Source organism: Pseudoalteromonas sp. OFAV1, from assembly GCF_021532595.1.
Classification (GTDB): Bacteria; Pseudomonadota; Gammaproteobacteria; order Enterobacterales; family Alteromonadaceae; genus Pseudoalteromonas; species Pseudoalteromonas lipolytica_C.
Window position 1 is genome coordinate 19,446 of record NZ_JAKGBG010000022.1, and the last position, 23,740, is coordinate 43,185.

20 protein-coding genes are annotated in these 23,740 nt (G+C 36.4%); 6 read left to right on the forward strand and 14 right to left on the reverse strand.

Features of this window, described 5'->3' with window-relative positions:
* Positions 1–83 precede the first annotated feature (83 nt).
* The 4 genes from L1267_RS13220 to wecB form a co-directional block, all read right to left on the reverse strand.
* Positions 84–2,327 carry a polysaccharide biosynthesis tyrosine autokinase gene (locus L1267_RS13220; protein WP_235383141.1) on the reverse strand — a complete coding sequence of 748 codons (2,244 nt, stop codon included), beginning with the start codon at positions 2,325–2,327 and terminating at the stop codon, positions 84–86.
* A gap of 13 nt (positions 2,328–2,340) precedes the next feature.
* Entirely contained in the window at positions 2,341–2,775 is a 435-nt protein-coding gene (locus L1267_RS13225) for a low molecular weight protein-tyrosine-phosphatase (RefSeq protein WP_135923363.1), read from the reverse strand.
* A gap of 8 nt (positions 2,776–2,783) precedes the next feature.
* Complete coding sequence (locus L1267_RS13230) at positions 2,784–3,899, reverse strand: polysaccharide export protein (protein ID WP_135923362.1); 1,116 nt, start codon at positions 3,897–3,899, stop codon at positions 2,784–2,786.
* Between the two features lie 501 nt (positions 3,900–4,400).
* Positions 4,401–5,516, reverse strand: coding sequence for a non-hydrolyzing UDP-N-acetylglucosamine 2-epimerase (wecB, locus tag L1267_RS13235; RefSeq protein WP_135923361.1), 1,116 nt, complete (start codon positions 5,514–5,516; stop codon positions 4,401–4,403).
* Positions 5,517–5,756: 240 nt separating this feature from the next.
* On the opposite strand from wecB, the gene L1267_RS13240 reads away from it, so the two are divergent.
* The 4 genes from L1267_RS13240 (at position 5,757) to pssE (ending at position 8,686) form a co-directional block, all read left to right on the forward strand.
* The gene (locus tag L1267_RS13240; RefSeq protein ID WP_276605827.1) at positions 5,757–6,632 is read left to right on the forward strand and encodes a glycosyltransferase; all 876 of its coding nucleotides are present in this window, start codon (positions 5,757–5,759) and stop codon (positions 6,630–6,632) included.
* Complete coding sequence (locus tag L1267_RS13245) at positions 6,629–7,681, forward strand: glycosyltransferase family 4 protein (protein ID WP_235383142.1); 1,053 nt, start codon at positions 6,629–6,631, stop codon at positions 7,679–7,681. Before L1267_RS13240 ends, L1267_RS13245 begins: the two co-directional genes overlap by 4 nt.
* 76 nt (positions 7,682–7,757) lie before the next feature.
* Complete coding sequence (gene pssD, locus L1267_RS13250) at positions 7,758–8,240, forward strand: PssD/Cps14F family polysaccharide biosynthesis glycosyltransferase (protein WP_205994291.1); 483 nt, start codon at positions 7,758–7,760, stop codon at positions 8,238–8,240.
* A complete protein-coding gene (pssE, locus tag L1267_RS13255; protein ID WP_135923358.1) occupies positions 8,237–8,686 on the forward strand; it encodes a PssE/Cps14G family polysaccharide biosynthesis glycosyltransferase in 450 nt (149 codons plus the stop codon). The genes pssD and pssE overlap by 4 nt, the downstream gene beginning before the upstream one ends.
* A gap of 29 nt (positions 8,687–8,715) precedes the next feature.
* Here the strand turns inward: pssE and wzx are convergent, their stop codons facing one another.
* The 8 genes from wzx to L1267_RS13295 all read right to left on the reverse strand — a co-directional run bounded on the left by wzx (position 8,716) and on the right by L1267_RS13295 (position 18,811).
* Positions 8,716–10,047, reverse strand: a complete 1,332-nt coding sequence (gene wzx, locus L1267_RS13260) for an O-unit flippase-like protein (RefSeq protein WP_235383143.1) — start codon at positions 10,045–10,047, stop codon at positions 8,716–8,718.
* Positions 10,047–10,973, reverse strand: a complete 927-nt coding sequence (locus tag L1267_RS13265; RefSeq protein ID WP_235383144.1) for a glycosyltransferase family 2 protein — start codon at positions 10,971–10,973, stop codon at positions 10,047–10,049. Before L1267_RS13265 ends, wzx begins: the two co-directional genes overlap by 1 nt.
* Before the next feature lie 4 nt (positions 10,974–10,977).
* A complete protein-coding gene (locus tag L1267_RS13270) occupies positions 10,978–12,117 on the reverse strand; it encodes a glycosyltransferase family 4 protein (RefSeq protein ID WP_235383145.1) in 1,140 nt (379 codons plus the stop codon).
* 143 nt (positions 12,118–12,260) lie between these two features.
* Entirely contained in the window at positions 12,261–13,526 is a 1,266-nt protein-coding gene (locus tag L1267_RS13275) for an O-antigen ligase family protein (protein ID WP_138558741.1), read from the reverse strand.
* A 3-nt stretch (positions 13,527–13,529) separates the two neighbouring features.
* Positions 13,530–14,477, reverse strand: coding sequence for a Wzz/FepE/Etk N-terminal domain-containing protein (locus L1267_RS13280; RefSeq protein WP_268842617.1), 948 nt, complete (start codon positions 14,475–14,477; stop codon positions 13,530–13,532).
* A gap of 50 nt (positions 14,478–14,527) precedes the next feature.
* On the reverse strand, positions 14,528–15,592 hold the full coding sequence (wecA, locus tag L1267_RS13285) for a UDP-N-acetylglucosamine--undecaprenyl-phosphate N-acetylglucosaminephosphotransferase (protein ID WP_235383146.1): 1,065 nt from the start codon (positions 15,590–15,592) through the stop codon (positions 14,528–14,530).
* A 452-nt stretch (positions 15,593–16,044) separates the two neighbouring features.
* On the reverse strand, positions 16,045–17,517 hold the full coding sequence (locus tag L1267_RS13290) for a hypothetical protein (RefSeq protein WP_235383147.1): 1,473 nt from the start codon (positions 17,515–17,517) through the stop codon (positions 16,045–16,047).
* Positions 17,518–17,662: 145 nt separating this feature from the next.
* A complete protein-coding gene (locus L1267_RS13295) occupies positions 17,663–18,811 on the reverse strand; it encodes a polysaccharide pyruvyl transferase family protein (protein ID WP_235383148.1) in 1,149 nt (382 codons plus the stop codon).
* 129 nt (positions 18,812–18,940) lie between these two features.
* Between L1267_RS13295 and L1267_RS13300 the strand changes: the two genes are divergently transcribed.
* Positions 18,941–20,272: a flippase gene (locus L1267_RS13300; protein WP_235383149.1), complete on the forward strand. Its 1,332-nt coding sequence runs from the start codon at positions 18,941–18,943 to the stop codon at positions 20,270–20,272.
* Complete coding sequence (locus tag L1267_RS13305) at positions 20,244–21,131, forward strand: sulfotransferase family 2 domain-containing protein (RefSeq protein ID WP_235383150.1); 888 nt, start codon at positions 20,244–20,246, stop codon at positions 21,129–21,131. Before L1267_RS13300 ends, L1267_RS13305 begins: the two co-directional genes overlap by 29 nt.
* Positions 21,132–21,193: 62 nt before the next feature.
* Here the strand turns inward: L1267_RS13305 and L1267_RS13310 are convergent, their stop codons facing one another.
* Together L1267_RS13310 and L1267_RS13315 are read right to left on the reverse strand one after the other, a co-directional pair.
* Positions 21,194–21,778 carry a hypothetical protein gene (locus tag L1267_RS13310; protein WP_235383151.1) on the reverse strand — a complete coding sequence of 195 codons (585 nt, stop codon included), beginning with the start codon at positions 21,776–21,778 and terminating at the stop codon, positions 21,194–21,196.
* A 274-nt stretch (positions 21,779–22,052) separates the two neighbouring features.
* Positions 22,053–23,516: a hypothetical protein gene (locus L1267_RS13315; RefSeq protein ID WP_135923347.1), complete on the reverse strand. Its 1,464-nt coding sequence runs from the start codon at positions 23,514–23,516 to the stop codon at positions 22,053–22,055.
* Positions 23,517–23,740 lie beyond the last annotated feature (224 nt).

A 23,740-nucleotide genomic window follows, 5' to 3' on the forward strand; every position in this document is an offset into this window, starting at 1 on the left:
TTTGCTCATTGGAAACAATCAATTTTAACTATCTAGCTTATGACTATTTATTTTCACAGCATTAAAAAGTAGCCTCGATACAATTATGTACTCGATTTATATTCATAATTGTAATAGCCATAATATCCATAAGCATTACTGGCTTTTTTTAGAATACCGTTAAACACTACGCCTTTTACATCAATGCCATTTTGTTCAAAACGGTTTCGGGTTAGCTCTAGTTCACGTACATGGTTTTGGCCAAAACGGGTAACAAGTAAGGTACTCCCTGCATGGGCACTCACAATTGCAGGGTCTGTTACTGCTAAAATAGGTGGCGTATCTATAATTACTAAGTCGTAATGCTCTTTAATGGTATCTACCAGTTTTGAAAAACGCTCATGCATTAATAATTCAGACGGATTTGGTGGTACTTGGCCGCGGGTAATTAAATGCAGGTTTGGTATTTTAGTTTGCTTAATTACATTTTTAAGCTCTAATCGGCCCGATAAAAAGTCACTTAAGCCGTTTTCCCATTTTTCGTTAAACGCTTTTTGTAAGTAACCTTTACGCATATCTGCATCAATTATTAGTACCTTTTTATCACTTTGCGCTAATACGGTTGCTAAGTTAACCGATATAAATGATTTACCTACACCTGGGCTTGGGCCCGATATTGCAATAACGTTGTTTTTTGCCTCCATCATCGCAAAATGTAAGCTAGTACGCAGGCTACGTAGTGCCTCTATTGCTAAGTCCGCAGGGTTTTCAACCGCCAATATGGTATTGGCTTGGGTGGCTTTTCGATTTTTAAGCTTACCAAACGAGACTAACTGATCTTGATGGTCTGAATACGGCACACTTGCGTAAACTGGTAAGCCCATGGCCTCAATTTCGCTAGGGTCTTCAATACCTTTATGGAGCGCTTTTTGCACTAATACAATCGCTACAGCAATCATGCCACCTAGCATAGTTGCCATAACCACTATAAGCGCTTTTTTAGGCTTAACCGGTTTTGATGTATTCACCTCTGCGTGATCAATAATACGTACGTTACCTACTGTACCCGCGCGAACAATATCGAGCTCTTGTGTTTTAGCCAGTAGCATAGTGTAAATTTGGTTGCTTACTTCTACATCACGGGTTAATCGCAATAACTCTTGCTGGGTAGAGGGTAAGTTAGTTACTTCGCTTGTTAGGTCATCTTTTTGTTTTTTAACTGCTTTTATTTGCTCAAGTATGCCTTGGTATGCAGGGTGACCTTTTTTAAATTTACGGCTAAGCTCTAAGCGCTGTAACTCTAACTCTTGTAATTTAGTTTCAAGCTGAACAATTTGATCAAGTACGCCTTGTGTTTCTAGCGTTATGTTTACTGATTGCTGTTTAATTTGGTAATCGTTAAAGCGTTTTTCGGCAAATTCGAGCTGTTTTTTGACCTCTGGTAATTGTACCTCTAAAAACTCAAGTGACTTTTGTGCCTCAGCGCTGTTGCGCTCTACATTGCGGCGCACATAAATACCTGCCACCTGCTCAAGCACTTTTTCAGCATAACTAAAATCGGTATCTTGTAAGGTTAAGTTAATAATGCCCGAGTCTTTGCCCTTTTCACTGGCACCTATAGCTGCTTGTAAATCTAAAATTGTATTTAAACGATCACGTTTGGTAATAATAAACTCGGTACCTGGGCGTGCATTTAAGCTACGTACAGTTAGCTCAATAATACCGTTAGAAAGCTCTTGCCCTACTTGCCCAGTTAATACTGTTTCACCAGCTTCGTTTAATAGTGCCAATTGGTTATTTTGTTGTGCTACCACAACAAACTCAGTTCCAATATTAAAGCTAGGTACATCAAACCTAAATACATCAATGCTCTCGCCCCCCCATGCATATGAGCTTGCACCAAAACTAGGCTCAGCCAGTTCACCCGGTGAGCTTGGTTTAAAGCTTCGGTATGCGCGGTTACCTATTAATGGGAATAGTTTAGGTTTAACTACCGTATCTAGGTTTAATTTGTCGACTGCCTCGCCAATTACAGAGCGTGATTTTAATAGCTCTATTTCGGTTACTGCAGCCGAGGTACTTTCGAACATACCGCTCATGTCGTCAAAGCCTGGAACTGTAGCACTGTTGTCTTCTACCTGTATCATGGCAGTGGCTTGGTAAACAGGCGCTGCATACAAAGCATAAATTACACCCAGCACCATAAACACGCCGGTAATGGCCATAATAAATAATTTACGGTCGAGCAAAGCGCCCAGTAGCGCCATTAAATCAATTTCTTGCAACTCTTGCGGGCTAGTTTGTGTTGTTCGGTTACTATTATTTAGCGTTGAAGGCTGAGCATTCATTAATGCAGTTTCCTTATAAATACTTTTGCCAAGCGCTACAAGCGCTATCGATTAGCTCATAAACATGGGTAAATGCTTCTAAGCTCTGACGATATGGGTCGGGGATCTCGGTGTCGTTTAACCATTTGCCTAACAAAAACGTTTTACCTCTTGCTTGAGGATAACGTGCGCATAAGTCAGTTAAATGACGCTGTTCCATCACTAAAATAACGCTGTTGTGCTGTACTAATGCTGAATTTATTTGTTGGCCACGGTGCTCTGCCATATTAATACCATGCTGCTCAGCAATTTGCTGAGCAGTGGCATCGGCTGGCTTACCTTCTAATGCAGTTAAACCAGCTGAAGTAACAGTAATCCCTTTGTTTTGTAACTTACTTTTAAGTACATACTCGGCAGTTGGGCTACGACAAATATTGCCAGCACACACTACTAATACAGAGTCAAACATACTTATCCTTAGTTTGTATTGGCTACATCGTTAATTGAGTCAACCGTAGAAATAGACGGTAACAATAAGCTTATTACGCGGTTCCAGCGTGCAAGCGGTGCAGAAGTTACATACACAATATCGTGTGGCTTTAACTCAAATTGCTCTGCTAATACCAGTGCTGCTACATTTTTAGCGTGTAATTGGTATACGTCTGCAATTACGCCATCTTTGGCTAGGTCGCGCTTACGTAATACAAAAATACCGTTTGCGTCAGCAGTGGCTTCTCTAATACCACCGGTATCACTTAATGCTTGAGCTAGGTTTAAGCCATAGCGGTCAATATCTACCGTGCCTGCTTTAATTACATCACCTAATACATACACTTGGTGTTTGTCGTTACGGCTAACATGTACAATATCACCATGTTTTAATAAACGGTTTTGCGAAATATCACCATGGCTGTAAAAGTCATCAAGGCGGATTATTTCTGTTTTGTTACCCGATGTATAAGTTACTTCTCGCCAGTCAGCACGATCAGTAATACCACCTGCGTTGTTTAATACGTCTATAATTGTGAGTGGAATTTCTGTAATTGGGTATACACCTGGGTTTTCTACTTCGCCTGTTACATAAGTTTTTTGACTTCTAAAGCCAACTATTTTTATGTCAACTTGCGGGTTTTCGATTACGCGGCTTAAGCGCTTTACCAAGTCAGCGCGTACTTCTGCAACAGTGCGGCCTGCTGCTGGTATTTTAGGTGCGTATGCATAAGTTATTGTGCCATCTTCTGCTACACGAAAACCATCAAACTCGGCTGTACGTTGTACAGCTGCAGGAATAGTTAACTCTGGATGATCCCATACACCAATGGTTAGCACATCACCCACCCCTAGGCGGTATTGATAATCAGAGGTATCAATGCCTTTTCGGTTGGTTGTATTAACCTGTTTAACTTCGCGTTTTTGAATATTTATTAAAGAAGAATCAATAACTTGAATATTGACTTTTTCGAGGTCTTTTTCTAAGTTTTCTACTTGAGCGCCTGAATCAATACCTTCGTAATGACTACCTGGTATGATTGTACATGCACTTACAGAGAGGAGAGATAAAGTTGCTGCAAGGAGTTTAAATTTGAACGCCATTCTTCTTCCTAAAAGATTATTATATAAGTTTACACTTACTTATTTTAAAGCTGATCAATTAAAGCATGACGGCTTGTTATACGCAAGTTAACAAGGCCTTGAATCAAGGCTAAACACATCTATTTATATACAAAAGCATGACAGTACTATTCACTTGAAAAATGCAGCTAAGGCAGCTTTTCAAAGCACTTTAGTAGTAAAGCTTTTACAATTTCTATGGAGTTCTTTTAAGAAGTAATTAAAGTCGAAGACATAACTGACTTGATTATTCGTAATTTAGCAACTTTGCATTACTATCCATTTACATTGGAACATCCTTAAGTAGGGCGCATTATACAGGCAAGTCTGCATATTTCAAGCTTGGGAATGTTTCTAAAAGCGGTTTAAATAAAAGAGTACTAGAAAATGCTTGTAAGCATAAATAGTTATGCTCACAAGCAAGCCTAGTCTTACATTGGAAATGGCTAAGCTCTTAACCTATTGTAGGCAGGTGTAGGTTATTTAATTAGTAAATAGCCCTTCAATAATGCGCTCGCATGCTTTTCCATCGCCATAAGGGTTATGTGCAAAGCTCATTTCTTTGTATGTTTCTTTATTTTCAATCAGATCACTCACCGCGTTTATAATTTTATCGGTGTCTGTGCCTACTAACTTAACGGTACCTGCAGCTACTGCTTCTGGGCGTTCTGTGGTATCACGCATTACTAACACAGGCTTACCTAAACTTGGCGCTTCTTCTTGTACGCCACCTGAGTCTGTTAAAATTAAATACGCTTGATTCATTAAAAATACAAAAGGTAAGTAGTCTTGTGGATCGATAAGCTTTACATTGCTTTTATCTGCCAGCAAGCGTTTAACCGGTTCTTGTACATTTGGGTTTAAGTGCACAGGATATACAAAGTTATAGTCAGAGTATTTTGAGGCCAACGACGAAATTGATTGACAAATTCGCTCAAACCCACCACCAAAGCTTTCGCGACGATGACCTGTGATGAGTACATAAGGTTTATCTAAAATTTCAGCGAACTTGTCGGTTAGCTGCTGCTGTACATCGTCTTTTGGCAATACGTTATTTTTAACTTGCAGTAATGCATCTATTACCGTGTTACCCGTTACAAAAATAGCGTTTTTTGATACGTGTTCACGTAATAAGTTATCTGCAGACGCTTGCGTAGGGGCAAAATGTTTTGCTGTTAATACGCCCGTTAATGTGCGGTTTGCTTCTTCTGGCCATGGGCTATACAAATTACCTGTACGTAAACCTGCTTCTACGTGCCCTACTTTAATTTGCTTGTAAAAAGCGGCCATTGATGCTGCAAATGTAGTGGTTGTATCACCATGAACAAGCACCCAATCTGGTTTAAACTCATCAAGCACATCACGTAAACCGAGTAAAATTTTACTGGTGATGTCGTATAGGTCTTGGCCTGCTTTCATTATGTTTAAATCATAATCAGGCGTAATTTGAAAAAGATCCAATACTTGGTCAAGCATTTCTCGGTGTTGCGCTGTTACACACACTTTTGCTTCAATTCTTGCATCGTTTTCGAGCGCAAGAACTAGCGGCGCCATTTTAATTGCTTCGGGGCGGGTACCAAATACTGTTAATACTTTCATTGTTTTCCTTAAGATCGATTCAAAAGTTGCGATCGGTTTAAGAGACTAAATTATTAATGCTTGCCTTTTGTTTGTGCTTGAACGTGTCATCTAACTTTTTACTGCAAAAACTCCAGCATTCTACTACGGAATAATGTTAATATAAAACGATCTGTTTATGGTTCTGTGTTTTGATATTTACAGTTGATACAGATACCATAAGCGTAGAAAAATAATTGATTAATATGGGCATGCAGTATAGTGGAAGAGAAAAATGTAATAGTATCAATATACCTTCCCACTAAGAACCGTTTGCCATTATTAAAGCGAGCAGTTGAATCTGTTTTAAATCAAACCTTTACTAACTTTGAGCTAATAATAGTTAATGATGGTTCTACTGACAGCGCGCAAACAAAAAGCTGGTTAGACGAATTAAGTAGTATTGAACCTCGTGTTCGAGTAATTCATCAACAAACAAGCATTGGGGCGTGTGCAGCCAGAAATAAAGCGATTAATATAGCTGAAGGTAAATACATTACAGGCCTTGATGACGACGATGAGTTTTTACCTCACCGGTTAGAGTCGCTTGTTAGTAACTATGATCCAAACTACGCCTTTTTATCCCATGGCGTGTTATGGTTTTATGGCAAAAAAGGTAAAGTGATTGATGCTGGCGGAGGTGAAATCTCGCTCGCTAAAATCTTGAGTTATAACTATGCAACAAACCAAGTTTTTACTGAAACTTACAAACTTAAATTGATAAAAGGTTTTGATACTTCTTTCAAAGCTTGCCAGGATTACGACACATGGACGCGACTAATAAAGCAATTTGGCCCTGCAAAAATGTTAAAAGGCTATTCTTACATACAGCATCAAGGCCACGAAGAAACCCGTATCACAACTGTTAAAAATAAAGTGACTGGTTACAACCAGTATATTAAAAAGCATCATCAAGACATGTCACGCTGTAACAAAGAAAACCTCTCTTTTTTGATTTTGGTAGCACAAAAGAAACGCTACCCTTTAAGTTTATTTGTTAAACAGCTTTTTTGTGGCCTTCAGGTAAAGAAAATGCGTTATTTTTTATCCAGCAATTTACCTATTCTTGCTCATTTTCGTAACAGGCTTTTAAAATGAGAAACCCTTTAATATATATCGTCGGTACGCATTCAACAGAAACAAAAGGCGGTATAAGTACAGTTTTAAAAGCTTTTGAAGAAGCTTTTTTAAAGTTAGGGCAACCTTTCGAACGGATCAATACTCACAACGATAGTAAAGGCACCATACTTTATTTTGTTAATGCTTGGTTTAAGCTTATTTTTAGTTCACTAAAAAATATTAAGCGCCGCCGGATTTATTGGCTTCATTGTGGCCCATGGTTTTCAATGACTCGTAAGTTTATTGTAGCACTAACTGTAAAAGCACTTGGCGGCGAAGTGATTATTCACTTTCACTCACCTACTCTATACCAATATACTAACAGCAAGTTTGGTATGTGGGCTCTTAAGGTTTTTCTTTTACCTGCCAATAAAGTAGTAGTTGTTACTCCTTGGTGGAAAACTCTATTAGAAGAAAAAGGGCTTGTAAAAGACACTCTTGTTGTTGCTAACCCTTTAGCTTATAAGCTTTTTGAACATGCACACGAACCGACTCCTCAAAAACAATTTGATAAAAACAATGTAACTCTTGTATCAATGGCTCGTTTCATAGAAGGGAAAGGGCTTGATTTAGTTATTAAAACACTGCCAGATTTACCTAATGTAAAACTAAAGGTGATTGGCGATGGACCACTTAAGAACCAACTTGTTTCTCTGTCTGAAAACTTAGGGGTTGCTGACCGTGTTGAGTTTTTAGGTTGGCTGGCTGACTCAAATAAAACTAAGGCTTTACAGAGCGCTGATATTTTTTGTTTGCCTTCTATCTATGATTCTTTTGGTGTTGTATTTATTGAAGCGATGAGTTTGGGCTTACCTATTGTTGCTTTTAATAACGGTCCTGTTGCCGATATTGTTAAACCCCATGTTGGAATCACTATCGATACTCACAACAAAGAACATTTGTGCTCGGCGATTCAAACTATGACAAACAATATTGAGCAATTTGATTCTGCCGGTAAAAAAGAGGTCATAGAAAACTATGATCCTACAAGACTAACCAAAGTCATCATTGACTACATTCTGAAGTAGCTACTTTTTATAAATAATAGAAATACTGGCAGGCCTTTATTATAATCGCCCCAATTAAATTACAACGGTGACTTTTTTGGAAAAAAAACCTGTAACGCTCATCATTTATGGAAGTGGTGGTCACAAAGAACAAATGAAAAGGCTTTTGGCCTTAATGAAAACGCATGCTGAATTCGATTTTGTATCAATATCTGATACAAAAGATAATTTTAATTCTCTAAAACACTTTGAGTGTAATGAGCCTAGAGATAAATTTAGCAAGTGGAAAGCCCCATTTCAGTTGCTAAAGAATGCTTTTACAACATCAAAGCAATGCATACAAATCACTCGTAATTACAAGGTAACTGGGCTTGTTTCTACAGGGCCAGGAATGGTTATTTTGCCCGCTTTAATATTTAAGCTATTAGGTAAAAAAGTCATCTTTTTAGAATCGTGGTCGCGCTTCTATAGCCGTTCTTTAACTGGAAAAGTGATGTATCGCATTGCCGATACTTTCTTTGTACAAAACGAAGACTTACTCGCGCTTTACCCTAACGCAATTTATTCAGGCCGTTTATGAAAATATTTGCAACCGTCGGTAGTACCCGCTACGACTCGCTATTTTTTGAAATAGAAAAAGCGTTGACTGATGAAGATGATGCTATTTTTCAAATTGCTGATGGCGAATATAAAAACCCATCAGTGACAACGATCGAGTTTGTCAGTGATATTCATAAATATTATGAACAAGCTGACTTAGTAATTACTCATGCTGGTGCAGGAAGCGTTTATAACTTACTGGAAATGGGTAAAAAAATAATTGTAGTTCAAAACACCGAACGCCTTGATCCTCATCAGCAAGATTTAGTGCGCTTTGTTGACACTAACGGCTATGGCCTTGGCTGTTATAACCCTTGTGAAGTGATAGATAAAATTAAACAAGCTAAAACTTTTACACCTACTCCATATAAAAAATGCGAGTTTACAAAAGCAAAGCAAATTTGTGAAAGCTTAAAGTTACTTTAAGCTTTCACAAACGATTAAAACCTATGCCATTATGCTGCATTTACAGCCATTTCCTTTAGAGTGCGCTTTTCTACAACAGTCCAATACCAATTATTAAAAGCTGACTGAACAATTATTTGAATAATTATTGGTAATATGAAGTGCTGATACCCTAGTTCAAACAGTGCAATGGTTGCTAATAAAGTGATACACCCCGAAAGCACGATAGCTTTTGAGAATGGCACATGGTTATTAGCCGCAATAAAGTTCATTGAAATCTGTCTATTAACATCTAATAAGATCATTAAACTAAAAAATAGTAATGATGGTAGCTCTGGTAAACTTGTTTCTGAACCAATCAACTTTAGTAAAAATGGTCCAATAATACTAATGCCTATACACCCCAACACAACCATTAACATTGATACTAGCCTAACACGACCCTGTAAGCGTTTAACTGTTTGATAGCTCTTCTCTTGCATAGCACGGTTTAAAGAAGGCGTAACAACGGTCATATACAATAAACTTACGGCACTTAATATGGTGAATAGGTTTAATGCCAATGAATATGTTGCCGAGTCTGATGCACTGAAATAGTAAGCAATAATTAATATTGATATTTTAGTAAGCATAAAGTTACCTAACGATACTATGCCTATACGGCTAGCATTAGGTAAAATTTTAAACAGTGTTGGTTTCACTTTATCAAAGTTAACTGATTGGTACCCTTGCAGCATCTTATATTTATTGATTTCATACTTAGAAGCTACAAAGTAAACAAATGCGGATACAACCCTTGCTACTGCAATTGCTATTAAGGTGTAACCATTTAAGATCATCGAAATGGCCACAATAAAAAATGCAATATTATTGTAGCTTGTTACTTTATAAATGCTGGCAACGTTGTTAGTTCCAAAAAAAAGTGCATTGTACAAAAGGCAAAATATATTAATAACAACCGCAGCACTATAAAGTAACCACTCATATTGAATATTTAAACCTGAGTTAGATGCCACGGTTTCTAGATAGAAGAAATACGCAATCGCTAATATGAGTGTGGTTAATACAGCAATAATTAAAAAGATGAACTTTGCGCTGTCAATAACCGTAGAGAAAAGAGCATAGTTGATATTTGACTTGTCAAACTCACCGCTAACGCCTTGCTTTTCTAGTGTTTGCGCACCACATAGCACATAGTTCATTTGGCGTGAAAAGGTACTACTTAAGCCAAAGTCAAAAACAACAATTAGCCCATAGAAGGCAACAAAAATCATCCAAAGAGAAAACTCTGCTTCAGTAAAATTTGCTAAAGCAAATGGCATAATAATTAAGCTACTCGCTAGGCTAGAAAAGCGAGAGAAGTACCCCCAAAACAGTGCCATTAACTGCCCTTCATTAATTTATCTTTCACGTACATAACGCTTCCGACAGGCGCACCTATAAACCAATTCAACAAGAAAAACTTGGGTATCTTACAGTATTCAACTAACGCTTTTACTACCCCGTCGCGGTGGCATAAATAACGCATATAATTACCGTAAAACTTTAGCTTATTCTTGCCCGATGGCAGCTTTATTAAGTTGATATTTTCGAGGATTAGCTTAAACCGTAAACACATGCCTTTAGGATTTCTCATCGCTAGCTTATCATAGCTATTTGTTAAGCCATCTGCTTGATACTCAATAATTTTAAAAGATGAATTTGTGCAATAATACTTTTTATCTGCATCAAACGCTGTTGTTATTACAGCTTCGGGCATAAATTTTTCGTCACTGTATACAGGGAAAGCTTTGCCCTTCAATAAAGATGTTCTGATGAAATCACAACGATCCCCTTTCATATTATATTTATATGCATTCTCTAAGATCGTCGATTCCATAGGGTCTTTAGGAAACTCTTGCGCGCTAGGCTTTTGCGTAGCTAAATCAATACACAAACCTACAATCCCAGCAAACTTCTCTTGTTTTCCGATCTGTTTCCATATTTTATTAGCTTCTTTAAGCGCGTTTGGAGCCAACAAGTCATCAGAGTCAAGAATTAATGTAAGTTCACCTTTGGCCTCTTTAAAGAACACATTCATACATGAATGCTTCCCCTGGTTTTCTTTTCTGATATATCGATAATCTAAAAGCCCCTCAGACTCAACTTCTTTTATGAAGCTTTGAATATCATCAATACTGCCGTCATCGACAATGAGCCATTCAAACGAAATTCCCTCTGAACAGCTCGATTTTAGGCTCTCATATAACCTTGGTAATAGATGGGCTCTGTTGTATACAGGTGTACAAATTGAAAAATCTAAAGACATGGTATTAATCTAGCTTAGCGCTAAGCTCTTGTTCTGAGGTTTTGCGAATATCGATCGCAACCATTGACTGATGAGCACTCCATGCAATTTTTTCAAATAGTTCTCTATTTTCTATAAGTTCATTAACTAGAGAACAATATTCATCCATATCATATGGTTTGGCTAGTAAGCCCGTTTTATTGTGCTCTATAAACTCAGGGATAGCACAAGTAGAAAAAGATACTGTAGGTAGTCCTGAAGACATAGCTTCACACATAGATACCCCTTGGGCATCCATTCTAGTAACACCTAAATATATACCAGCCTGTTGATGCACAGATGGAATTTCTACAGGTTGTAAAAAACGAGAGTTTAATGTAAGTCTGTCTGATAAATTTTGCTCTGAAATTACTGACTTAATTTTATCTTCATCTGGACCTTTGCCGTAAAGTGCGGTTTGAATATTTCCAGGCATACGACGTGCTGTTTCTAACACTAAATCAACTGCATATTTTCCTCGGTAATTTAGAGGTCTAATACTAAGAAGCTTTTCTCTATCAGCCCAACGCTCAGTAAATTTGAAGTTTTCAGTATCAATACCATTTGCTATAACCAATGACTTTTGGCGTAAGTCTACTCCGGTATTATTTATTGCTTCTTGTAGCATCCAATCTGAAGGCGTTATAAATTTTGCTGGTATATCTGACTCAACAAATTCTGCTAAGGTTTTTTGCATCTTTTTGATCAAATAACAATCACGATATAGCCAGCGAGCTATACTCTTAGGAGCTAACCAAGATATATCATCACGTCTATCATTCCAGATTGTTTGCACTTCAACACCATGTATGAAGAACAAAGTAGGTAGCTTATGATCAAGCACGTATCGATAAAGCACACTTGCATCAATTGCCTTTGAAAAGCGATGCAATAATAAGTGAATCATGACGCGATCAACGTTCGCAAGATATTTTATTAACTTGTTTACAGGGCCAAGAATTACATTTACACCATCTATTGTGTATTTTTCTTCTTTTTCACTTGGCACAAGCGCTGTTACGGTGTGTCCTTGAGCAATATATTGTTTTGAGCGAGTATGTACAAACATATGGCTGTAAGGGCTATCTGTTGATGGATAACGCCCAGTCAGAACAACTAGATTCATCTTTTAATCCTAAACTTATTTATATCTAATTGAAGTAACGTTACCTACTTCAAAAATAATCATATCCATCACTGTTACTTTAATGGTTGTGATAGCAAAAATGAATTATAACACCTTAAGAAAATAAAATTAGAAACTTGGTTTCATAACTTTTGCTTTTCAGTGTTATTAATAGAGCCAAGCATGACTCCCATTAAAATTCCTACCGTTCCAGAGCCCCAAATATGCCCACTTAGCTGCGAAAGAATTAACAAAATGAAGCTTGCTAAAAAAACAAAGGGAGCGAAATAATTAGTCCTGGATAATGTCTGTTGATGAGCCTTGTAAAAAGTATAAACATAAAAGCTTAATACAAATAAGAAGCTAAATATGCCAAAGAAAATAAATACATCTACCCCATCAACCTCAGTCGTAGCTGAACCATCGACTCGTTTCAATGAAATAGCCTCACCTTGACCAAATAGCTGCTCAAAGAGGTTGCTATTTTGTTGAACTATTTCAAAATTTTGTGCAACCATAACTTCACGACCAGACAGTAACATACCAAGCAAGCCACCCTTGTTATAAAGCCAAATAAAGCGGTCATATAGTCCTAAAGTTTGCAGAAGATCAATGATCATAATTACAATTGCTATTATTAATATTATGATCGGTGCAAAAATTTTTAACTTTAATAGGGTTAAGCGATAAAGCCTCTCTCGCTCATTAACAATTGGCACTAGAAATACAATAATTATTGCTGCAAGAATTGTGGTTTTGGTAGATACAGTAACACCACAAAAGATTGTAAAAAATGATAGCAATACATACCAAAAGATACCTCGCTCATTCCAGAATCTATGAAGCATATAGGTATAAGCTACAAGAAAGGCCCCACCTAGCTCATTACCCGCCATTATCACCCCTGTTGTACCTGCGGTAGTCCCATTACCAAAATCGTAAGTGCTTTTACCAAAACCAAGCACCCCAAGCATGAAGTTCATGCTTAGGATGAAAAAACAGCAAGTTAAAATTTTATGAGTACTTTCAATAGCAAACTTGGGCTGCTTCTTGTACCACTCTCGGTATAAGAAGAAAATGCAGATTGGCATTAGAATTTTTATCGCAGTGGAGAAATCAGCTATAAAAAAATCTGCACGTGCATGGTCCAGAAACTGAAAGAATGGACCGACAAACATGATAAGAATAAATAATAGCAATAAATTGAATAGGTTAATATTACTTCGGGCAATTAAAGCTAATATCAAAATTAGCAGAGGCATTTTATAAATTAATGATGCTTTAATATCTACACCAAGATAAATGATTGAAAAACCAGAAAGCATATCAGCTAAAATATAAAAAGACATCATCATAACTGCCAGTTCTGACAAAAAGTTATGATAGCTTCCGAGTGTTATATCCTTCATTTTCTAACCGTTTAGCTGTTGCTGACGCTTTTTCGAAAATCCCATAATAAGTGACACAACACAGGCAAAAAAACCACTAAAAATAAAGCCTATAATGCATAATAATGCGCGACTCGGTGCAGATTTCTCTTCTGGTACAATAACCTCTGCGACAGTCTCAAACATAGATTCGTCTGTTGCTTGAGCTAATAAGTTAGATTTCGTTTGTTCAGCAATCAAAGTAAAAAAGACCTCTTTGATTTCTGCCACTTGAGTTTTATCGGCCTTACTCGTTAGTAAATCAATATGGCGCTTAGTTTCATCTAGCTTTTTTTGCTTCCAAAACTCGTTCATATCTTTAACTAAAAGCTCTAACCATTCAGCAGCAAGTTTAGGAGAATAATAAACTAAAGAGATTTTCACTAATCCCTTTTTTGACTCATATTCTACATTGATGCTTTTTTTAAGATATTCGTATGCTTCCCATGAGGTAGGAATTACGTTTTTTCCCGGAGGTGCTTCTCTAACCCACTTTTTTTGTTGTGGGTCATAGAGCTCATGATTATAAACAAGCTTGTTTGACTGTTCATCCCACTTAGTCACTGCTAACAAAGGCACAACTAAGTCATGCTTTTCAATGAAAGACTGCAAAAAGTAACGCGAGGATAATAGCTCTATCGCAACATCTGTTTTACTTTCGCCACTGCCGCCAAGGTTAACACCTGCTAAGCTTGCTAAACCACCAAATTGACCAGCTAACTTTGCTAAACCACCCGCACCGCCATCAGATTTAGGCATGTAAATTCCTCTGGCAGTATATACATTAGGTTTATTAATTGCGTAAAAGACAGTGGCTACTGAACATAACAAAGTAAACAAAACGATAAAGATTTTGTAGTTCCACAAGATCTCAAAAAGGTGAGAAAGCTTAATTTCATCGTTTTGATTCGTTTCGTGTTTTACTGAGCTCAAAATTTACTTCCATTTAGTTCAAAAGGTTATTAATGAAGTGAAGTGCCACTTTATTTACTATTTATTTTTTTTATAAATTTTCTAACGTGAACACTGATGCGCCATATTCTTAACATACAAAAATAATATGCCAGCGTTAAGGCTATGAATAAATAAAACATTATATAATCAGGCACTTGGTATATATGTGCAATAATACCAACCGCAGCTAACAAAGCAGAAGCTGTACATATCACAAACAGCGCTTGTCGACTCGAAAAACCCAACCTTAGCAATATATGATGAAGGTGCTCACGATCAGGTTGAAATGGAGACTGTCCTTTTCTAACTCGTCTTGCAATAGTAGATACCGCATCGATAATTGGCACAGCAGCAAGCCACAATGCTGTTACAGCACTAAAAGCTGAATTTTGTTCTGGCTGAGAACCTTCCAATAAAAGCCAAATAACAGTAAAACCTATAACGGTACTACCTGCATCACCCATAAAAACTTTAAATCGTTGCCCTAGAGGGAAGCCTAGATTCATTAAAATATAAGGAATTGTTGTAACGACAATCACTGTGCTAAAAACAGCCAGAGACTTTTGATTATTCAAATAAAATAGGATTGCCAAAGATGTGAAAGTAACGGTTGCCAACGCCCCCAAAAGCCCGTCAATGCCATCTACCATATTAAAAGCATTTATTGCTCCTACAACCGCAACAACTGTAAAAAGATAACAGAAGTAAGAAAACTCTAAATCAAATGGACCTATTAACTGTCCTGCATTATTCAACGTTAGCTCACCAACAAACATCATTAAACATGAAATGACTACTTGAATTACAAGTCGAACTCGAAAGCTAATATCGAATAAATCATCAAAAACACCAACAATTAACAGTGTTCCGGCACAGAATAGGTATAAAGCTGATGAAGAGATTGTTTCAGAAAAAACAATTAAGTAACTGAATACAACAATGAAAATAGCAAGTCCACCAACTAATGGAACCGCACCAGTATGATGTTTTCTTTCATTAGGCTGGTCAACTAAGTTTATGTAGATTGCAAACTTTCTAAAAACAAAAAGGCTCATGAATGAACACAAAAATAGTCCTAAGATATCAAGTATCACAAAAATTAGCCTTATTAAACATAAATAAACTTAATACGCCCAACGACGATCCAAAACGTGTTGATTATACGCGGTTTGCACAAAAAGAAAAATTAAAAAAGAATAAAAAGCATATCTTCAAAAAAAATAACATACTGATATATATAGAAAAATCAAATAGTGAACATAAAAATTACATTTACCACCAAATTCCTTACATTTGATTACAATAACAATTGGTTTACAAACAGCTATTGTAACAAATTAAAACGGAGAGTATTAATGCTCGACATTCAACGATTTGCCTATCTACTCATTGTTGCTAAACATTTTCTTTAAATAAAATGAGCCAAAACACAACCTAACCTGCCGCTACAGTTAGTATAATAGCACTTATTTTAAAACATGTAGCGGCACTGTAATATTGTAACAATTGGGAATAACAAATTTGTGCATTATGCACTTAGTTAAAGTTACTTTTTATTAGAAGTTGAATAATTTTGGAAGCCTGGAACAAAATGAATTAGTAAACGATATAACAAGGCAAGCTTGGGCATCATAAAACTGGGAGTATTAAGACTATATCCATTTTCAAATTTCTTTGTTTTATAGTTCAAGTCAACTTCTTTCCATATCTTTTTTATATTTTTAAAAGAAACCGCATCATGATAGTTCTGTGCTGCAAAAATAGATTGAAGTGAAGGATGCATAAAAACTGGTATTACTTCTTTAAAACAACCATTTATACTTAATGCACCTCTTGATATATACCTGCGTCCCCTAGCGAAAAATGCCTCATACAAAATTACTTTGTTATAATCTGAAAGATTAAGATCTTGTGTTTCGCTACAAAAACTTTCATATAAAGCTGTAAACTCTTCTTTGTTCAAGTTAGAGTAACGTCTTTTAAGCAATTGCTTCGCATTGAATGGCAAATTTTTATATAACGAAGGAAAAAAGCGGTACAGCTCTCCTAAAACTCCGGGGAAATAAAGATAAGTCCCTCTTTGAAATACATCCCCTAGATAGCCATCAAAGAAGAAATCAGATTCTTTGGTTAGTTTGAATGCTGTATGATATGCATTTATAAATTGTGCGTCATTATACTGCTCTGGTGACTCCACTAAATCTGAAAAAACCTGAGCCTCTGTTTCAGATGCTGGGTTCAGATCAAATTCAAATTCATGAAAGTTATCAAAATCACCTTTAAACTGCCTTGCAATTGGTCTATCCGCACTACTCTCGGGACCATAACAGTATCCACTTTTCATTTTACTTTGACTAAGAATTAACCGTGAGTCAAAACCACCTGATAAAGCCAAACATCTACTTTCTTCTGGTATTTTATCAATTAAACTTCTTGTCATGCCTGGTATGCATTCAAGGCTACTTTGAGTTGTTCTAATTATTTCTGATATTTTTTTTTGTTTAACAATCTCACCACTACTTAATGCAACGATAGCTCCAAGAGGTAAGCAGGTTACTTTTTGATATTTAGTGCAAGACCCAAACAAATGCCCTCTTTTACTTAAAAAGGACTCATGTAAAGTTGATACTTTTAACTGAGCACTATCTTCAATTGCTTTTATTGTTGGAGCGATAATAATTTCGCTTTCATTTATATGTAAGTAGTGAAAATTTAAGCCAAAATTGTCTTGAAAGAAGTAGCTTTCGTCACTTGAATAGAAAACACCTGAATACACACCAAATTCAATATTATCTAGAGCTTGAAAACCAACTTTTTCAAGATCATTTGAAAGAGCTTCTATGTTATTTAGTTTTCCATCATATATAAACCAACCTACCATATTTAAGTTGTTAGCTGATAACTCAAAGTCTTGCTTATATACGGCAATACATTGGTCACTTATTTGTTTTGAAGATAGTGACTCTTGGAATACTTGTGGAATATTTGGAGGGCAAGTATTTATATAAAACCCTTTCATTTATTAATCCTAAAAATTTAAGTAAGGAACAAAGCTACACAAACAGGTAAAAAGAATGCATAGCATCTAATTTAACAGTAAATGCTCAAGATTGACTAATTTCCATATGACAACTTAACTAGCTCTTGAAGTAGTAAGTAAGCAATTACTTTAAAATATCAAATACTTGCAACCACATTTTTTCACTTTTTTGCTTATATGAAATAATGTACTTTTCTAGGCCACTTTTTTTCTGTTCTAATTGCTTTAAAGTTATGTTAAGTAAAGTACTTAGCTGCTCATTTGTAATGCCTGAGGCTATTAGCATATCCGAAACTTCATACTCATTAAAAAGCTCTTGATATTTATGACTCCAACCAGTTGCAATACATGGAACTCCTTGCGATAAAGAGCTTACACAGCCATGAAACCTTGAGGAAATTACTAACTTCCCATTTGATATTAAATATTTTACTCCTTTTGCATCTTTAGGCTCAATCACTTTGCATGGCTTAGCAATTAATTGATTAATTTCATCGCACAGGATGGCATCTTCAAAACCACTATGATTGACGATTATAACTTTTTCGTTAGCTTCTTGAGCTTTATTAACTAAAAATGCCAGCGTCTCTACGTAATGCTCACGCCACCAGTCATCTTTATTTTTATTACTCTGCATTTTCGAGTTTGGAATGATAATTATATGATCTTTATATTTTGTATATTCGCTCAGCTCAGTTGGAATAAGTAAATTTGTAAAGTCAGGTGCTTGAGCTATGTGGCTAGACTCGCTAACAAGGTCCATTACATGCTTATAAGAAGGCTCCTCTCTAGCAAATACCAAGCTGGCATTTTTGAAAGCTTTTTTTGCGCTAAGCCTATTGCTCTTTCGTGTAAAGGGCCCTAATGATTGCGGCATGAATATGTAATGTTTACGCTTTTTTTTAAATCTCGACACTTCATTTGCGACTTGCTTAATAATTACATCAGACCATTGGTCACCATAACTAAATCCTGATGCATCTAATACAACATCAACATCCGCTTCTGTCACAATACCAAAACGGTTTTTAAAATAATTAAGAATAAAACGAGGAAAAAAATAAAAAACACCATTTAGATCAATGATATTTTTTCTTAAGTTAATCTTTTGGTAAGCGCCAACTCTAGCTCGATTTTTATAAGGCGAATTTTTATTATGTGCTAGGCAAATATCAGCACTAGGCAATTCTTTTGCAAGCTGAGAAATAATTGAGGCAAGCATTAATTCTGCCCCTTTATTGACAAATTGAACACCTTTAATCTCTATCAACACTATTGGTTTCCAGCCATATAAAAGAAAAGTCAGTTAGCATATACATCAATGAATATGCATTCAAGCGTTCTGTGCAATTTCTATATTTTACGATAAGATACGCGTTTAACTTAACGATGAAAGCGTGTGATGAGTTCAAACGTTAAAAATTCGCTATTTTTGATCTTAGAAAAGGTAGTTTTACTAGGACTCAGCTTTTTTAATAGTGTACTGCTAGCCCGTATATCAGGACCTACTTTTTTTGGCGACTTTTCGTATATTATTTCATTTGCTGGTCTTTTTAGCCCTCTTTGTATTATGGGTTTAAATAATGTTGTTACTAAGTATGTGGTGAAGCACCCCAAAAATAGTCATTACTACATAAAATCAGCATTGCGTATACGCTTACTCGGCGCTTGCTTTTCTGTTTTAGTGACTACTCTCATTTGCCTGCACTTTTTAGAAATCGCTAATGAGCAATCAAAGCTCATTATCCTTCTTGTTGCTATGCAAGGTTTTACTTTTTTATACGTACTAGAATTTTTTTATATTGCAAAAAAACAAGTTACTACACTTGTCCGAGTCCGCTTAATCATAATTACTTTCATCAATGTCGCGAAACTTGTCGCTATACTTAACTCTGCCAGCCTGCAAGGCTTAGTTCTTCTTCAAGGTTTAGAAAGTGTTTTTATTGGCTGTTGCTATTACTTTATTTATATTTCTCAAGGGCACCACAAAGAAATAAAACGAAAAGCAAGTTTAAGTGCTCACCTCGCTCTGTACAAAAAAGGTCAATGGCTTCTATTTTCTGGAATTGCTGCTGCACTTTATTTAAAAGTCGATCAAATAATGCTCGCGCAGTTGGTTAACACAGAAGCTGTCGCTTATTATGCTGCGGCCGCTAAACTATCGGAGTTTTGGTATGTTTTCCCTGTATTAATTGCAAACGTATATACAGCTCAGTTAAGTCACACGAGATTTAAGGCTTACCATGCCTACGAAGTCACTCTACAACAATTGATTGTTGTACTTACATTAATAGCACTAACACTGAGCATTTTTCTTTGGTTCTTTTCCAAACAATTGATAACACTAATTTATGGCGAATCATATCGTGCTAGTGCAGCTATTCTGAGTATCCATATATTTGCTAGCGTCTTTATTTTTCAGAGGGCTGTTCTTTCCAAATGGCTCATTATAGAAAAACTTTATAAATATAGTTTGGTGTCAAATGTTGCTGGCGCTGTAATTAATGTGTTACTCAATTTGGCTTTAATTCCAAAATACCATGGAATAGGTGCTGCTTGGGCAACACTTATCTCTTATATGGTAGCAAGCTATGGCTTTTTGTTTATAAATAACAAAACCCGCAGTTATGCCAAAATACTTCACCAATCGATGCTAAATTCACCCTTTATCTTAATAAAGTTAGCCCAAAATTTAAAAGTACATTATGAAAAGCACTATAAAAAAACTAATTAACCAATTTGGTTATGACCTTACTTTGAGACGCATTGCAAAAAGTTCCGATACTCAGTCAAAGTCAATTTGCTTTATACATATTCCTAAGTCAGGTGGTATATCGATTGATTTAGCCCTTCGAGAACAGTTTGCTGTAGCTGGCCAACCAAGATTTAGCCGCGAGGGTGCTATTGCGATGAGCCTAGCAGGCATGAACCGTGAAATTAACGATCTAGATAGTATTAGTGAATTTAGCGACCACCATGCGAAGCAATTATCTGGTTTACTAGCTTACCACCTAGCGCAGAACTGGCAATACATAAGTGGGCATGTAACCACCAACAAACAATTGTTGGATCAGTTTGCAAAACAATATCATTTTCTTACCGTATTACGTGAACCTGTAAGCCGTTTTAAATCTAACTATGTTTATAATAAATTGACTAACTCTCTACCTATCATGTCGCCTAACAACCTTTCTACTGATAACCTTACTCAAGAAGTAGATGCTATATTATCTCACCGACGCGGGTGGCAAATGGCTAATGTAACGAGCATGTGTGTAACAGGCCGATTTGCCAGCGATGAGCATGATGCTAAAACACTGCAAAGTGAGTTCAGCGATAACCTTGAAAAGTACAGCGTTGTGAGTTTTTTAGATAATCTGGATAGTTTTTCTTCAAAGATATACACATTAACTGGTAAGCAGATCAACATTGGTAGTCACAATACAACCGAAAGCCATCTAGATAAGCAAAAGCAATGTGTCAAAGATACACTGCAAAATTATTTAAATGAGCCGCATATCAATAAAAAAATACAACATTTATGCCGATTTGAAACCGAGAATTACTTACGAGCAAAAGAGATCTACAGTTAGGTTAGGTATAAAATTAAGGTAGACGCTTAGCTTTATCACGTCTACCTATAAAAAGATTCACTTTATAAGCTGAATGATTTAACTAAATTGGTGTACTCTTCTTTAATTTCATCCGCCACTCTTTCATTTCCACTCACTGAAATAATAACAACCTGATTGTTACTTTTATCTAACACCGCTAAGTTATGGATAATTTGTTTATTCTTATTTATAGCTCCAGTGAAGCTATATTCCATATTTTCAAGATCACCTTCGTAGACAGCATCATCCTGACCCACACGAGTAAATTGTAAGTCTTTAAAGCCTGAGTTAATTAAGCCTTGTAAGGCATTTTTCACAAAGCCTTGCCATTCTTCTTTTGAACCTGTGTACTTTTGACCTACGAGTTGCTGACAAGTTACATTACTTGCAATGTTCGCAGCTTTGATTTGTTTTATAGAAATAAACTGTTTTAAATTTAAATCAACGCCATTACCGATGTTTAAGGTTTGCTGTTTTTCTTTTGGCTCTGATGAAAACTTAATATCGAAATCACAAGCTTCACTTCCTTGCTGTGCCTGAAGTAATGGTGTTGATGCTTGTAAAAAGCTTGAATTGATCCCTGCAAAGAATAAGCTTGATGCTAAAAATACTGTTTTAAATTTCATGCTTTACCTTTAATTAAATTACTTAAGACAACAACTTTTTCTGAACTGTAATAACAGTTGAAAGCTATTTTAGATACCTTCGCCTGGCGCTGCAATGCTCAATTTACTTCTATGATAATTTAAGCACTTTATGTTGACATAAATTTATGTACTTTTGTTCCCTGTATTCTTGTAAATACTTTTCAGGCCTATAAAAGTTAGTAGCAATAAGTTTTTAAGCATAAAAAAGCCCGGCTTAAGCCGGGCTTTTACAAAGTAGTTAAACTAACTAATATTAGTTACCACGTTGTTGTGAAGTAGAAACTTCTGTACGACCTTTGTCGTTTTGGCTAACTGCGTAAGCGTTTACGTCGCCTTTATCAGCGTCGATGTTGAAAGTAACGCTTAGTTTAGTAGTAGCACCTTTAAGACCGAATAGAGTATCCATTGCTGGCTCAGAGATCTTAGTTACAGTGTTAGCAGCTAGTTTAGCACCAAGGTTCATTGGGCCGTACTCTTTACCGTTGTTATCGATAGCAGTAACGATAACATCTACTTCTTTATCCGTTTCGTTAGCGAAGTGGATGAAAGTATCAGTGTTAGGAGCATTTACTGGAACGTAAGGAACGTTGATGATAGTTGCGTCAACAGCCCACTCACCAGCAGCTACTTTAGAGTATAAAGAGTAACCGTCAGTACCAACAGTTGCGTTAGAAGCGCTAGTTACTGTAACAGAAGCTTCAACGTCACCAGTTACTGGAATTTGAACAGTGCTTGTAGAACCGTTTGTGAAATCAACAGTGTTAACGTAAGTTGCTTTAACTGGAGTTGCTGGAGTAGTCATTACATATGAATCTAAAACAGCGATAGGTGTAGTACCACCAGTAGCAGTAGGTAGAGATAGAGTACCTGCTGTACCAGCTGTGTTACCTGCTGCAGCAGTAGAAGCAGCACCTAAAGTAGTACCAGAAACAGTTGTAGTTACACCTTTAAAGTTACCAGCGAAGTTAATTTTCGCGTTAACGTTTTGAAGAGCTAGACCTAGAGACTCATCATTTGTGAAAGTGTACTTAAGAGCATCAGTTTTAACTGCAGAACCGTTTGTACCTACGAAACTTGTTAGGTCGTCACGCATGATTAGGCCGTCAAGTTGAGTATCAACTTTGAAACCAAACTGAGTTACTTCAGAAGCAATCACACCAGTACCAGTTTCGATAACTGATTTGTCAGCTTTGTTAGAAACGTAGCTAAGAGTAGAAGCACCTTTAACTAAAACTTTAGCAACACCGTTAGTACCACCGTAGTTGTGGTTACCTAAAACAACGCGGAACGCTGAGTTAGCTGTAAGTGGGTTACCAAGGTTTACTTTGAAAGAGATTGAATCTGTTTCGCCTTTAGTTGCGTCGCCATTTGTAACTTTAACGTCGTCAAATGTGAAGCTACCAGTACCGTAGTCAAAACCTACATCGCCAGCATAAGCTGTACCTGATGCAACACCTTGAGTTACAGCGCCACCAGTGATAACACCAGCTGTGCTTGAAAGATCAACGTTTGAATCGAAGTTTAAAGTGATTACTGACGAAGACGGGTGGTCTTTATCAACAACGATGTCGAAAGTTAGAGTATCAGCAGTTGCTGCTACTTTTAATGCAACACCTTCTGCAGATAATTTTTTAGCGTCACTTGAGATAGTTGCCGCTTGTGCACCCATTGCACCTACTACAGCAGTAGCTAAAAGCGCTTTTTTGAATAGTTTCATTATTTCCATTCTCCTAGTTTCATGAAACTGATGTATTGTTAATGAAGGCAATACACCAAGATTTTTTATTGTTCTGGCTGGAGTTTTGCCAGATCAAGCTAAATTTAAGGGTTAACAATAAACTTGTCAAGTAATTAACCTTACATGCACACTTTATGAACAAGTAAAGTATTTTCACACATTTTAGTACAATATAGAAACTAAAATAGGCATTTATTATTAGC